The 13,343-nt window shown below is 45.9% G+C and carries 11 protein-coding genes; 8 read left to right on the forward strand and 3 right to left on the reverse strand.

The window, feature by feature from the left end; translation table 11 throughout:
• Window positions 1–29: 29 nt before the first annotated feature.
• The 8 genes from der to FNE76_RS05975 all read left to right on the forward strand — a co-directional run bounded on the left by der (window position 30) and on the right by FNE76_RS05975 (window position 9,648).
• Window positions 30–1,340 (forward strand): ribosome biogenesis GTPase Der, encoded by a 1,311-nt coding sequence (gene der, locus FNE76_RS05940; protein ID WP_120948652.1) that lies wholly within the window; start codon window positions 30–32, stop codon window positions 1,338–1,340.
• On the forward strand, window positions 1,337–3,091 hold the full coding sequence (locus FNE76_RS05945) for an ATP-binding protein (RefSeq protein WP_120948651.1): 1,755 nt from the start codon (window positions 1,337–1,339) through the stop codon (window positions 3,089–3,091). The genes der and FNE76_RS05945 overlap by 4 nt, the downstream gene beginning before the upstream one ends.
• A 28-nt stretch (window positions 3,092–3,119) precedes the next feature.
• A complete protein-coding gene (gene dnaN / locus FNE76_RS05950; protein WP_185963013.1) occupies window positions 3,120–4,259 on the forward strand; it encodes a DNA polymerase III subunit beta in 1,140 nt (379 codons plus the stop codon).
• 93 nt (window positions 4,260–4,352) lie between these two features.
• Window positions 4,353–4,931 carry a TerD family protein gene (locus FNE76_RS05955; RefSeq protein WP_120948649.1) on the forward strand — a complete coding sequence of 193 codons (579 nt, stop codon included), beginning with the start codon at window positions 4,353–4,355 and terminating at the stop codon, window positions 4,929–4,931.
• 8 nt (window positions 4,932–4,939) lie between these two features.
• Entirely contained in the window at window positions 4,940–5,542 is a 603-nt protein-coding gene (locus tag FNE76_RS05960; protein ID WP_120948648.1) for a TerD family protein, read from the forward strand.
• 4 nt (window positions 5,543–5,546) lie between these two features.
• Window positions 5,547–6,731, forward strand: a complete 1,185-nt coding sequence (locus FNE76_RS05965; protein ID WP_120948647.1) for an HD domain-containing protein — start codon at window positions 5,547–5,549, stop codon at window positions 6,729–6,731.
• Window positions 6,728–7,750 (forward strand): hypothetical protein, encoded by a 1,023-nt coding sequence (locus FNE76_RS05970; protein WP_235895363.1) that lies wholly within the window; start codon window positions 6,728–6,730, stop codon window positions 7,748–7,750. Before FNE76_RS05965 ends, FNE76_RS05970 begins: the two co-directional genes overlap by 4 nt.
• Window positions 7,747–9,648, forward strand: a complete 1,902-nt coding sequence (locus tag FNE76_RS05975; protein ID WP_120948646.1) for a porin family protein — start codon at window positions 7,747–7,749, stop codon at window positions 9,646–9,648. The genes FNE76_RS05970 and FNE76_RS05975 overlap by 4 nt, the downstream gene beginning before the upstream one ends.
• Here the strand turns inward: FNE76_RS05975 and mnmE are convergent, their stop codons facing one another.
• The 3 genes from mnmE to yidC form a co-directional block, all read right to left on the reverse strand.
• Window positions 9,649–11,013: a tRNA uridine-5-carboxymethylaminomethyl(34) synthesis GTPase MnmE gene (gene mnmE / locus FNE76_RS05980; RefSeq protein WP_120955862.1), complete on the reverse strand. Its 1,365-nt coding sequence runs from the start codon at window positions 11,011–11,013 to the stop codon at window positions 9,649–9,651.
• The gene (locus FNE76_RS05985) at window positions 11,000–11,683 is read right to left on the reverse strand and encodes a Jag N-terminal domain-containing protein (protein ID WP_120955863.1); all 684 of its coding nucleotides are present in this window, start codon (window positions 11,681–11,683) and stop codon (window positions 11,000–11,002) included. The genes mnmE and FNE76_RS05985 overlap by 14 nt, the downstream gene beginning before the upstream one ends.
• Before the next feature lies 1 nt (window position 11,684).
• The coding region (gene yidC / locus FNE76_RS05990) for a membrane protein insertase YidC (protein WP_143928422.1) at window positions 11,685–13,343 on the reverse strand (1,659 nt) is incomplete at its 5' end.

The raw sequence follows: 13,343 nt of genomic DNA on the forward strand, positions 1-13,343 counted from the left end.
TAAACAGATAGATACAATGCGGGGTCTGTATGCTTAAAGTTGCCATTTTAGGCAGACCCAATGTGGGTAAAAGTTCTTTGTTTAATTGCTTGGTTAAAAACCGGAGCGCGATCACCTCAGCCATTGCGGGCACAACACGGGATATTAAAAAACAAATCATAGAGTTGGGGGGGCGCACCATTGAATTATGGGATACTGGAGGGTTTGATGACTCCTATGTCTTTGGAGGTGCTATTAGGACCTTGAACCTAGAAGCCCTCAAAGCATGTGATTTGGTGCTCTATGTGGTTGATGGCAAGGTCTTGCCCCAAGAAGAGGATAAAAGACAATTCCTAGAAATCTGCCAAAGGGCACGTTCGTGTTGGTTGGTAGTGAATAAAATAGACAATCAAGCTATAGAGTTGCTGGGTTATGAGTTTGTTAGTCTAGGCGCACAAGAGATGTTTTTTATCTCGGCTAGCCACAAGCGCGGGTTAGACACCCTGCTAACTGCCCTGCTCAAATTAACCCCCCAAGAGGCAACACAAGAACCCGCAGATGGGGCAGGTGCGATCCAAGTGGGGATCATTGGGCGGGTCAATGTCGGCAAGAGCGCGCTTTTAAATGCACTGGTCAAGCAAGAACGCGCTTTGGTTTCGAGCACTCCGGGCACCACAATAGACCCAGTCGATCAGATCATCACCCATCATGACCAAGCGATCTGCTTTGTGGATACTGCTGGTTTGCGCCAAAGAAGCAAGATTTTAGGGCTAGAAAAATTCGCTCTAGATCGCACCCGTAAAGTGTTGGAGAAATCCCAGATCGCTTTGTTGGTATTAGATGTGAGCGCGCCCTTTGTAGAATTAGATGAAAAAATTGCCTCTTTGGTGGATACCTACCGCTTGGGCGTGGTGGTGGTGTTTAATAAGTGGGATGTCCGCCATGCCCGCTTTGAGGTAATCATGCAAGATTTCAAACGCAAGTTTAAGTTCTTGCACTATGCGCCCACACTCACAGCCAGTGCATTAGAACAACGCCACATCGAAAAGATCAAGGATCAGATTTTACAAGTGCATGCCCATTTTTCAAAGCGTATCCCCACTAGCGCACTCAACCAAATTATCACACAAGCCACCCAAAAACACCCCCTACCCAGCGATCATGGCAAAATCGTGCGCATTTACTACAGCACCCAATTTGCCTCTTGTCCGCCCCAAATTGCTTTGGTGATGAATCGCCCCAAAGCCTTGCACTTTAGCTACAAGCGTTATTTGACCAACACTCTAAGGGAGAAGTTTGGCTTTTTGGGCACGCCCATTGTCTTACACGCTCGGGGCAAAGAGGATAGCTCTTTTTCATGACGCTACCTTATTTTGTGGATTTTATCCAAGTTAAAGATGTCCAGCAAGCACGCATTTTTTATGCGCTCAAATGCCACACCCAAGAGGCGTTGATTTTGCAATACATGGCGCAAGAATACTTAAAGGGGCATGGGGACATAGAGGTGGTAAGCTTGCTAGACATGCTTTTTGCAGCACGCCAAATTGAAGCCCTGCCCTATTTGCAACACATTAAAAATCTCTTGGATTTAGAATGGATTGTGTTAGAGAAGCGATCCAGACGATCGGAAGTGTTGTTGTTAGAGTTGCTAGAAAGCTCCATTGCTTTGAGCACCTCTTTTTTTAAATTGGCTCAAGAGGGGCATAGCGCACAAGGGCTTTTAGACATCACCCCCTATGACGATCATTTGGATTACTTCAACGATTGGTTTTTAAAAATAGAATTGCTCCAAAAGCTCGCTATGCAAACCAATAAACCCCATTCTCCCGCCCGCTTCAAAATCCAAGAACAACTCCAGCTTTTAGAACACAAAATTAGCGCGCGCAACAAACTCACCAAAACCCCCCTCTCAGTCCAAAAATTTCTCCAAAAACACAATCTAAGCCCCAAAGAGGAGATCATCTTTTTTGCTTTGCTCAAAGACGAATATGCTAGGGATTATGGCAAAGAGGACGAACCTTTAAACCACCACCAAATTTTGCTTACCTTGCTAGGTGCCGATGGGAGCACGCGCGCCCAAAATGCCATACTCTTAGCACCCACTAGCCCCTTGATCAAGAAAAAGATCATGGATTTTGAGGAGTTGCTCGATCCTTTTGAACAAGGATTGGTGCGCCAATTTTTCTTACACGAGTCGGTGCTCAGTGCAATCACTTCGCCCAGCCCCCACACAAAGGGCGTACCCACCCTCAAACACATTTTGAAAGATAATGACATCTTTGAAGCCCTAGAGCCTAAAGCAAATTTAGATGAGGTGGTTTTGAGCCAAAAGACCAAAGAAACCCTAGAGGTTTTATTAAAGCAAATTGACCCCCAAATGCAAAAACGGCTTAGAGAATGGGGCATTAAAGAGGACAAGTCGCATAAAGATGTGGAGGCTAAGATTATTTTTTATGGCCCACCGGGCACGGGCAAGACAATGAGTGCGCTCGCCCTAGCCAAGAGTCTTAAAAAAGAGGTTTTGGGCTTTGATTGTTCTAAGATTTTGTCCATGTATGTGGGCGAATCAGAAAAAAATGTACGTAAAATCTTTGATGATTACCACAAGATTGCCAAGCAGTGCAAGAGCGCGCCGATTTTGTTTTTAGATGAAGCCGATCAGTTTTTGAGTACGCGCACGACTGCCAGTAGTGGAGCAGACAAAATGCACAACCAAATGCAAAATATCTTTTTGCACCAGATTGAAAAGTTTGAAGGGGTGCTCATCGCTACCACGAATTTATTAGAAACCCTCGATGTGGCCTTTTCACGCCGTTTTAACCACAAGATCGAATTTAAGCCCCCCACCTTTGAGCAACGCGTACAACTATGGCAAAAATACCTCCCCCGCCACGCCCCTTACGCACCCACCCAAACCCTAGAGAGTCTGGCCCACACCCTAGCGCGCCACTCCCTCACGGGGGGACAAATTGCCCTGATTGTGAAAAACACGGCATGCAAAGTGGCGACTTACCCAAATCCCCTTTTTAGCTTAGAGGATTTTTTAGTTGAGATCAAAAAAGAAAAGCAGGGGAATTTTGATCAGGCCAAGAATATTGGTTTTGGTGTGTGATCACCCATTTTATTTTTAAAGGATTTGTGTGAAGATTGTCATTGAAAAAACGCTTTTGGAGGATGCGCTCAAAAGTTTGATTGCCTTTACCGACAAAAAAGACATGAGCAACATCACCTCCCATGTGCTCATTGAAGCGCAAGGGGAAACTTTGCGTCTAGAAGCCAATGATCTAGAAATGGGCTTGAGTTGGCAACTCACAACGGCCATTGAGGAAGGAGGCAGTGCCACGCTCAATGCTAAGCATTTTTTAGACATCGTGTCTAAACTAGGATCGGGTGAATTGGTTTTACACGCTAAAGAGGGCGAGGATTTTGTGCATTTGAGTTTTAAGCGCTCCAAATTCAAGCTCCCTCTCTTTGATCGCACCCACTTCCCACCCTTCCCCATGCCTGAAAACCTCCCCTCTTTGCACTTTAGCGACACGGCGCTAAGCGATCAGCTCAAAAAATTAAGCAATGTAATCAGTGTCAATGAACCCAAATACGAATTTGGCGGGGCACTCTTGGTCTTTGAAGAACGCTTGGAATTAGTGGCTACAGATACCCGCCGACTCTCTTTGGTGCAAATTGACCCAGACCACATGCCCGCCAAAGAAAATCCTGCCTTGGAATTTATCCTCCCCAAACGCGCTCTCTTAGAAGTAGTGAAGTTATTTTCAAAGGGCGATTTTGACATGTTCTATGAAAAACCCGACCCAGCTGGTTCCTCCAGCAAATCAACCATGCTTTTTTTCAAAAACGAGTCCCTATTGCTCTATACACGCCTCATTGGCGGGAAATACCCCAATTACCAACAGATTATCCCCCAAGAATTTACCCACAAGGTCGAACTCAAAACCCAAGACTTCAAAGATGGGGTCCAAATTGTCCATACCCTCAGCCCCAGTATCCAAATCGCCTTTTACCCCGAACGTGTAGAGTTCAAATCCATGCAAAGTGAGAATGCCAGCCTGAGCACAACCCCCCACAATTTCGCAGAAACCTCTATGGAAACCAGCACGCCTCTAGATGGGTTTATCTTGCATGCCCATGCGCGCTACCTTTTAGATGCGCTCAATGCTCTAAGCACCCCCACTTTTGATCTCTTGCTCAATGAGAAAAACGAGCCCTTTATGATCGAAAAGGGGGGATTTCGCACCTTGATCATGCCTATTGTGGTGGATTAGTAACAGATACATTATCCTTTGGGGGGCATTGCAAGCCAAAAAAATAGACTTTATGCTACAATGGTTGCCTATCTTAAATTATAAGGAACAACGATGTCAGTTAGTCTAGTTAAAGGTGGGCGTGTTTCGCTGAGTAAGGAAAAACCCGGTTTGTCCAAAATTCTTGTTGGTTTGGGCTGGGATGTGAATGCTAGCGATACAGGGGTGGATTTTGACCTAGATGCCTCCGTGTTTTTGACCGATGCTAGCGGTAAGGTCAATGATGATAAAAATTTTGTGTTTTACAATAATTTGACCAGCAAAGATGGTTCTGTTGTGCATACGGGCGATAACCGCACCGGTGAGGGTGAGGGCGATGACGAATCCATTAAAATTGATTTGGCCAAAGTCTCTAGCGATGTGAAAGAAATTAACGTTGTGGTTACTATCCATGAAGCCGATGCGCGCAAACAAAACTTTGGCATGGTCAGGCATGCCTTTGTGCGTGTAGTCGATGAAAGCGATGGTAAGGAAATTGTGCGCTATGATCTAGAAGAAGATTTTTCAGTAGAAACAGCCATTAGTTTTGGGCGTGTCTATAAAGATGGCGAAGAGTGGAAGTTTGCCGCTGTGGGGACGGGCTTTAAGGAAGGTTTAGCTGGCTTTTGTAAGCAATTTGGGGTGAATGTCTAGGAGGATTGATGGCGATTAGTCTAGTCAAAGGGCAAAAGGTTTCTTTGAAAAAAGAAGATGGGAGTTCTTTGAAATCTTTTTGTGTAGGGGCTAACTGGGGGGCAATTAGCAAAAAAGGCTTTTTTGGCAACACCAAGACTGAAGCGGTGGATTTGGATTTGAGCGTAGCCCTCTTTGCGGGTCAAAAATTGGTGGATTGCGTGTATTTTGGCAAGCAAAAGGCAAATGGTATCCAGCATAGTGGGGATGATCGCACCGGCGATGTGGGCGGAGATGATGGGCTGGATAATGAAGTGATCAGCATCGCCCTAGAGAATCTAGACCCCGCTGTGGAACAATTAGTTTTTGTGCTCAACTCCTACACCCACATTAACTTTGATCAAATCCCCTTTGCCAGTATCCGCCTCTATGAGGGCACGCCCGATCGTGTACATACGATCTTTGCAACCTACAATGTTGCCAAAGATAACACCTTTGCGGGCAAAGAGGCGATGATTTTAGGCAAGCTTTACAAACACAATGGGGAGTGGAAGTTTAGTGCCATCGGTGAGCCAACCGCTGATGAGAAATTAGAAACCCTTCTTAGCCAGTCTGTGCCCAAATACCTTTAAAGCGATGGATAACAGCCACAAACCCCACCTCAACGCCAAGTTATTGAGGCGTTTGTTTGTGGCCGCTTCCATTTGCCGTTGGAACGATCAGGCCTGCCCGATTGAATTTAGCGAGCTTGACAAGCAAGCCCATAAAGCCATGGTGGTGGTTTTGCTTGCCAAGCATTCCAAAGAACCCATCAACTACGATCGCCTTATCACCTATTTTTGCTTTGAGTTTTTAAGCCGTGTGGTGCTCACCGACATTAAATCCCCCATTTACCACAAACTTTTAAAAGATCACCGCCAAGCTTTAGCCGACTATGTCCAACAAGAGTTGCAAGAAGAAGTGCAGGGCTATGATCTCTTTTCTAGCATGCACCACTATCTTTGCCACCCACCTCAAGATCGCGAATACCAGTTGCTCAGGGCCGCACACGATTATGTTTCGGTGTGGGAATTTGACATGATCTATTATTTTAACCGCGCCAATCCCAGAGCCCATGGCTTACAAAAAATCAAGGATTCCCTAGATTACACCTTCAAGCAACATGCCTCTTTATTTGCCGATTCTAATTTAGAATGGCTGGCCTCCACCTTGGGGCAGTTGCGCTTCCAAAAGCGCTGGACTCAAACCCCGCGCGTGCCCGCTACCAGTGTGCTGGGGCATACCCTTTGTGTAGCCCTTTGCGCCTTTTTACTCAGTTTTGATCTAAAGGCTTGTGAGAATATGCGAGTCAATCACTTTTTAGGCGGGCTTTTCCATGATTTGCCCGAGATTTTAACCCGGGATATCATCTCCCCTATCAAGCATGGCGTAGCAGGCTTAGATACTTACCTTAAAGAACTAGAAGCCCAAGCAATGGAGGAAATCTACCAACATGTCCCCAGCCTTGAGGCGGATTTACGCTATTTTACCCAACAAGAATTTACTAACCGCTACAAAGACCCCCAAACACAACAAATTATCTTTGTATCCAGTGATGCGGAATTTTGGGAACACCACAATCACGACCATTTAAATAGCGTGTGTGGGAGCTTGATCAAATTTTGCGACCAACTCAACGCCTTCTTAGAAGCCAAAATCTCCATCATCCATGGCATTAGTAGCGAAGTTTTGATCAATGGTGCGCTCAAAATCAAGGGCAAATACGACAAGAGTATTTTAAACGGGATTAATTTGGGCACAATTTTGAATCAATTTGCATGAAATTTTTACTCTTACTATTGCCCTTATTGGTGCAAGGGGCGGCTATGATCACCCTAGACACGGCGGCTAATGCCAAGCTGGCGGTTTCTAATGCTAATGAGGGCACGATGATTGCTAAAATGCAAGAGCAGTTAAACCACATCACCCATTTACTAGAACTGGCCAAAAACCAAGTGGATACCCTCAAACAAGCCCAACAGTCCCTAAGAGAGACTCAAGAATTCATGCAAGCTAGCACACTCCCCCAATTAGAACCCATGCTCGTTGCTTTGCAGGGCGACCTAGAGCGCATGCAAGCCCACCAAAACCAGCTACAAGCCCTAAGCCAACGTTACGCCCAATTAGAACATGCCCAAATGGCACGCTGGCAACAAGAATGCCCATGGTTAGATTTTAGCAACGCCACCATTGCAGATTCCAACCACTATCAAGCCCGCAAAACCCAAAAACTTTTAGAAAATACCCACGTGGTTTTGAGTGCACCACATTTAAGCGCGCTCATCTGCCAAAAGCTCCAACAAATAGAAAAACAAGAGAATCACCATGCCCATCTCAAACGCATGCAAAAGGCTTTGCTAGCAGGTGATTTTAAGCAGTTTCAGACTCTCTCTCAAGCTAGGCAGGCAAATTTCGAACACGATCAGATTACCCAAGAGCAAGACTCACAAGCCAAACTTGCTCCACTTTCAAAACGCCTAGAACAACTGCATCAAGAACTCCCCAGCACGCGCCTAAGCACCCAATTAAGCCAGCTTAACACCCAGCTAGCCCAACAATTACAAAGTGCCCAAAATGAGCGCGATCAAGCGCGCGCCTATGCCCACTACCACCAAAGAGCCCAAAGTCTCCAGCTCGAACTACTCTTAGAGCTCACCCGCCATCTAAGCTTTTTAAATGAAACCATGTCGATGGGTGCTACTCTTTTAGCCCAGATTCAAAAGGTTTCTTCTCCCCACCTTGTATCTGAAAATTCCCCCAGTAAGCCGAATGCTTATGGATTTCCGGAGGTCTTCCCATGAATACACATAAAAATTGGTCTTTAGGTTTTTTGGGTCTGCTGAGTCTTTTGGGCGAAGAGATTTTTGCCCACCCCAAAGATGGCTACTTTGTGGAGGGTGGCTTGATGACGGGCTTGATTGAAACGCACGAATATCTAGAAGAAAGGTCCCCTTGTAGTGGGGTGGGGGTGATCTGCTCAGCATTATTCATGCGCAATGCCACACCGGTTTTTACGGCGGAAAATGTGCAATGGATAGATGGCAAAAGCAAGTTCCAACCCGTGCGTTTTAGCACGCTCAAGCCCATTAGTGTGGGTGTTGCCAACAATGCCCTGCAAATCAAAAACATGACCGCCTACAACCTAAAAAATGTTGCGGTCTTAATGAAGTTGCCCAATGGGCAAAAAGTCCAAGTCGCCACCATTGAAAACCTGCCCCAATTTACCCAAAGTGCGATCAAACTGCGCTATGCCCCCAAGATCGCCCAAAATGGCGGGAATGCGCAATCAGAATTTAGCATCGCCTCCTCAGCAACTTCAGATGCTGAGACAACCCGGATGCTCCAAGCACTTGAGCAAATCACGGTCAATATCCAAGGCCGATTCCAAAATGTGAATGGGAATGATGCTAGTGGTTCTTGGGGTCTCAACACGGTTGAAGATGCCAAGGGCTATACCAGTGCTTTTTTGAATTTAAGCTATCTGTTCAGCTCAAAAGAGTTTAAAAATGCGGTTTTAAACACGCAATTTAACTTCGCTAATGGGCCGGGGAATAATGGGGGCCTTGCCGAATCGGTGGCCATCCCTAGAAACTTTAACGGGACTTTGCAAGACTGGCAAAAGCAGTATAAACTCACCAACAAACAAGTCTATGACCAATACACTAGCGGAGCAAATGTGGCCATTGGTATTATTGGCCCTAATTCGGGGGCTGTCGTGGGGCTAGGGGGTCCATCTGTCTTTGGCGTGAAGCCCTATCTTTTAAATTTTAAAAACTCAGATTATAATTTTGGTCCCTTCCAAAATACTACGGAGGCAATGGACACCATCTTGCACGAATACGGGCATGTCATGGGTTATAGCCATGATGGGAACATGACCTACCCCAATGGGACTTTTAATTACAATGGGGGGCAAAAAAAATTTGATCTCAGTCAAAATGTAGTGAGTCCTTGCACCGCCACGCCCCCTGCGCAGTGCAATATCCCCAATGGGGCTTGGTATCAAATGGCACCAAATGATTACACAGCAGCGGGCATGATTGGGGTGGGCTCTAAAGTGTGGTCGCAATTAGGGCAGGCTGGTCAACTCCCCATCAATTATGACAAGATTGCCCAAATGAGCGCACCGACCTATCTCTCTAACTTTATGAAAACCTTAGAAAACATGACCTCTACCAACATCTCTAACAAGGCTGCCATTGTTGGCTTTAATCTCAAAGGCGGTTACCAACAATACTGGACCAACTGGTTTGGGCTCTCCTACTATGGCATTTTTAATTACAATTTCTCCAAAAAGACGGGCTTTATCAAAAGAATTAACCAAGTTGCTTTGGGCGTGGGCGTGGATATGCTCTTTGATTTCACCACCACCTACACCCACCAACATTATAAGAATAAGAAAAACACCCGCAAACTCAAGGTGCTCAAGAGCTCCTTTGGGATTTTTGGCGGGCTTAGGGCGTTGTGGAAGGGCTATGCGCTCAACACCATCGCCTTTGCCAATAGCGGGAACTTAGATGTAGCCACAGGCTTTAATTACCGCTACAAACATTCCAAATACAGCATAGGGGTTGCTATTCCCTTAATCCCCATTAATCTTAAAGCCCGAATCAGTACCAGTCTTTTAGAAGGCTCATTACTCATCAAAGAGGGTCCTAGCCATTTCAATGTGTTTTTTAATTATGGCTGGATATTTTGATCACTTGCCCAGACAAAAGCTAGAAAAGAGGGTGTTAAGCAACTCCTCCACTTGGTAGGGTTGTGTGATCTGCCCCAAACTCTCTAGGGCATCTTTAAGGTGGTAGGAAAATAACTCTAGTTCTAGGCTTGCTAGCGTGTGGGTGGCACTTGTTAAATGCATGGTGGTCTGCTCTAGGGCTTGTTGCTGGGTCAGACTAGCTAGAATCACGCTTTCATTGGGATTATCCTCTTCAAAGAGGGGTTTTAGCAAGTCTTTTAGTAAGGGCAAGCAGGGTTGCTTGGTGTTGAGTTTGAGTGGGGGTAGGCTGGGGGGTAGGGCATTTAAAAGGGCTTGTGTGTCCAACTCTTGGGGGCAATCATCTTTGTTTAAAATCACACCTATTATTTTGTCTTGTTGTGCCCCCAAAAGCTCTAAAATATGCTGATCTTGGCTATCTAGGGGAGCAGAGAGATCAAAAAGGGCTAAAATAATATCACTCTCTTGCATGCTTTTTAAACTCTTGGCAATCCCTAGAGACTCGATTGCATCGCTGGCATGCCGGATGCCTGCCGTGTCAATGATTCTTAAACAACTCCCATAAAGGCTAATGATTTCCTCAATGGTATCTCTTGTGGTGCCCGCTATTGGGCTCACCAAAGCGCGTTCCTCTAAGAGCAAAGCATTTAAAAAGGAACTTTTGCCCACATTGGGCTTACCCACAATGCAGAGTTTATAGCCCTCCAAGCGTGTGCTTTGGGATTTGGAAATCTCTAAAGTGCTTTGTAATTGATCTAAGGTGGCTTGTAATTTTGCCTGCATGGTGCCGCTCAAATTAAGGGGTAAGTCCTCCTCGGCATAATCGATCAACACCTCGCTACTAGCCAGCAACTCTAAAAGAGCGGTGCGCGTGCTTTGTACGAAGTCTCTTAATGCACCTTTGAGTTGCTTGGCCATCATTTTAACACTTTTTTCGCTCTTAGCCTCAATGAGTCTTGCTAGTGCCTCCACTTGGGAAAAATCCAAGCGCCCATTTAAAAACGCCCTTTTGCTAAATTCGCCCGCTTGCGCCAAATACGCACCTTGAGCCAAACAAGCTTGCAAAATAAGCCGTGTTACCACGATCCCCCCATGGCATTGGATTTCCACGACCTCCTCACCCGTGTAGCTATGCGGGGCTTTGAAGTAAAGGGCTAGGCAGGTATCTAACAGATCGCCCTGTAAATCATGGATGCTCACCAGCGTGGCAAGTCTGGGGGTGAAATGCTCTCTATGCGTGAGCGCGCGTAAAATAGGCAAACTCAAAGCACCGCTCATTTTAACAATGGCAATCGCACCTTGTCCGGGCGTGGTTGCAATGGCGGCAATAGTGCTATTTGAAGTCATTAATCACAACAAAACGCTCATTACTGCTATTGGTTTGGCATGTGATGTGTTTGTTGGGGAAAGTTTCGCGCAGGCGTTTGAGGGCGATGTGGATCAGCATGCCATCTAGGGGCTTGGTCTGTGCCTTGCCCACTTCGTGGATTTGCATGATAATGCCTTGCAAATAGGACTCCATCATCTCCTCTTGATCTTTTAAGAAATGCGCCACTTCTAGGCGGACATTGTAGCCGTATTTTTGGTGAATCCAATTAAAGAGCAGATAAGATAAGGCATTGAATCGATACCCCTTTTCCCCAATTACCAACGCCGAATCAGGTCCGTTAAGCTCAATATAAAGCGTGTTGGAATCGCATAATTCCACTTTGATTTGATCGATTTGGTAGGGCAAATAGCTCAAAAGAGTGCATAATTCCTCTTTGATCTCGGCTACCTTGTCATTTTTATCGTCTAGGGGGGTGGCTTTGGGAGTGCACACAGGTAGGGGTGGGGGTGGAGGCTTGGGTTTTTCTTTGATACAAACCTCAATGATGGCTTCTTTTCTGCCAAAGCCCAAGAAACCATGCGCGGGGGCTTGGATGATCTCATATTGCAAGTCTAACACCGAACAGCCCAGCTCTGAAGAGGCTTTGATGATCGCTTCTTCTAGGGTTTTTGCATGGATTGTTTTCATATTAACCTTTGTTGTAGGTTGTGGGCTTATGTTCTTCGATTTGCTGGGCTTTGCGTTTCTCTAGAATTTGGTTGATCGCCCATTGTTGGAAAATAGAAAAGACATTGTTGATTGTCCAATAGAGCACCAGCCCGGCAGGGAAGGTGATGAGAAAGAGGGTGAAAAAGACCGGCAAGAGTTTAAAAATCTTAGCTTGCGTGGGGTCGGTGATAGTGCTAGGCGTGATGACTTGGTGGGCATACATAGACAAACCCATCAACAAGGGCAAAATCAAATAAGGGTCCATCACCGAGAGATCGTGAATCCACAAAATCCAGCCCGCACTCTTGAGTTCCACAGCGTTGTAAAGCACGCGGTAAATCGCAAAGAAGACGGGGATTTGCAAGAGCAAGGGCAAACACCCTCCCAAGGGGTTAGCCCCATGTTTTTTATAAAGTTGCATCAAGTGCATTTGCATTTTTTGGGGATCGCCCTTGTATTTTTCTTGAATCTCTTTCATCTTGGGCGTTAAATCTTTGATCTTTTGCATGCTCACCATGCCCTTATAGCTCAAGGGGTAGAGGATGACACGCACAATTAAAGTTAATAAAATGATCGCCCAACCCCAGTTGTGGGTGTAGCTATACAGATAGTCCAAGAGTAAAAACACGGGACGGGCAAAAAAGGTGATGATCCCATATTCCACCACATCGCCCAGTTCGGGAGCAATTTGTTTTAAGAGGCGGTGATCTTTGGGGCCAATATAGCCATGTAATTGCGTGTTGCCATTGAAAGAGACAAAGGGGAGAGGGTTTTTACTGCCTGCTTGGCTATCCACTAAGGCATTGAGATTTTTAGCAAAGAAAAGCGAAGTGTAGTAACGATCCACGCTGGCAATAAAGGCGACATTGTGGAAGGATTGGGTTTGCTTGACTTTGCCATCCTCAAGCTTTTCTAATTTGTCATCTTGAGTGCCTAAGAGCACGCCATGGAAGGCATACCCGTCTGCATCCGCCACAGGGCGCGAGCCATTGGAGAGAACATAGGCACTATTGAGCAACCCCCTTTTTGGCGTGATCTCAATTTTAAGATCATAGGTCAAATTGGGGTAAAAGGTGAGGATTTTTTTGAGCTCTAATTGGGGGAGCTCTTGGGTGAGCGTGAGGGTTTTAGCACTCTTGTTGATCTCAAGGGTGCTGGTGGAGGCGTGGTAACTTTGTTTGAAGGCTTCTTGATTGAGCGTTGTATCTACAAATCTGAGTTCTAGGGGTTTTAAAGCATCTATGCCTAGTAAGGGGAGTTTGCTTAGAGGTTCTAGGGGTTTTGGATTAAAGCCAAAGAGGCGTTTGAGGTGATCGATCAAATCCTCTTGTTTGGAGGCAATGAATTTTTTATTTTTTAAATAGACTTGGGCGATACGCCCTAAGTTGTCAATCTCAATCTCCATCTCTGCGGATTGCACCCGTGCAATGATGGGGCTTGTGGCATTGGGGGCTTGGATATTGGCGTTATGACTAGGGGCTTGGGGGGTGGAGCTACTGGCTGTGGGCGTGGTGGGTGCGCTATTACTTGGGGTTTGGTGTGTTGGGGTGGGCTTTTGGGTTGGGGTGGGTTGCTGGAAATAATAGCTATAAATGGTTAAAAAGATAAAGGAGAGCGCAACGGCTAGAATGAGTTTTAA

Source organism: Helicobacter mehlei (assembly GCF_007280785.1).
Classification (GTDB): domain Bacteria; phylum Campylobacterota; class Campylobacteria; order Campylobacterales; family Helicobacteraceae; genus Helicobacter; species Helicobacter mehlei.

Coding starts and splice junctions, on each gene's coding strand:
- der (WP_120948652.1), top strand. CDS start 30: ATGCTTAAAGTTGCCATTTTAGGCAGACCCAATGTGGGTAAAAGTTCT.
- FNE76_RS05945 (WP_120948651.1), top strand. CDS start 1,337: ATGACGCTACCTTATTTTGTGGATTTTATCCAAGTTAAAGATGTCCAG.
- FNE76_RS05955 (WP_120948649.1), top strand. CDS start 4,353: ATGTCAGTTAGTCTAGTTAAAGGTGGGCGTGTTTCGCTGAGTAAGGAA.
- FNE76_RS05960 (WP_120948648.1), top strand. CDS start 4,940: ATGGCGATTAGTCTAGTCAAAGGGCAAAAGGTTTCTTTGAAAAAAGAA.
- FNE76_RS05965 (WP_120948647.1), top strand. CDS start 5,547: ATGGATAACAGCCACAAACCCCACCTCAACGCCAAGTTATTGAGGCGT.
- FNE76_RS05970 (WP_235895363.1), top strand. CDS start 6,728: ATGAAATTTTTACTCTTACTATTGCCCTTATTGGTGCAAGGGGCGGCT.
- FNE76_RS05975 (WP_120948646.1), top strand. CDS start 7,747: ATGAATACACATAAAAATTGGTCTTTAGGTTTTTTGGGTCTGCTGAGT.
- mnmE (WP_120955862.1), bottom strand. CDS start 11,013: ATGACTTCAAATAGCACTATTGCCGCCATTGCAACCACGCCCGGACAA.
- FNE76_RS05985 (WP_120955863.1), bottom strand. CDS start 11,683: ATGAAAACAATCCATGCAAAAACCCTAGAAGAAGCGATCATCAAAGCC.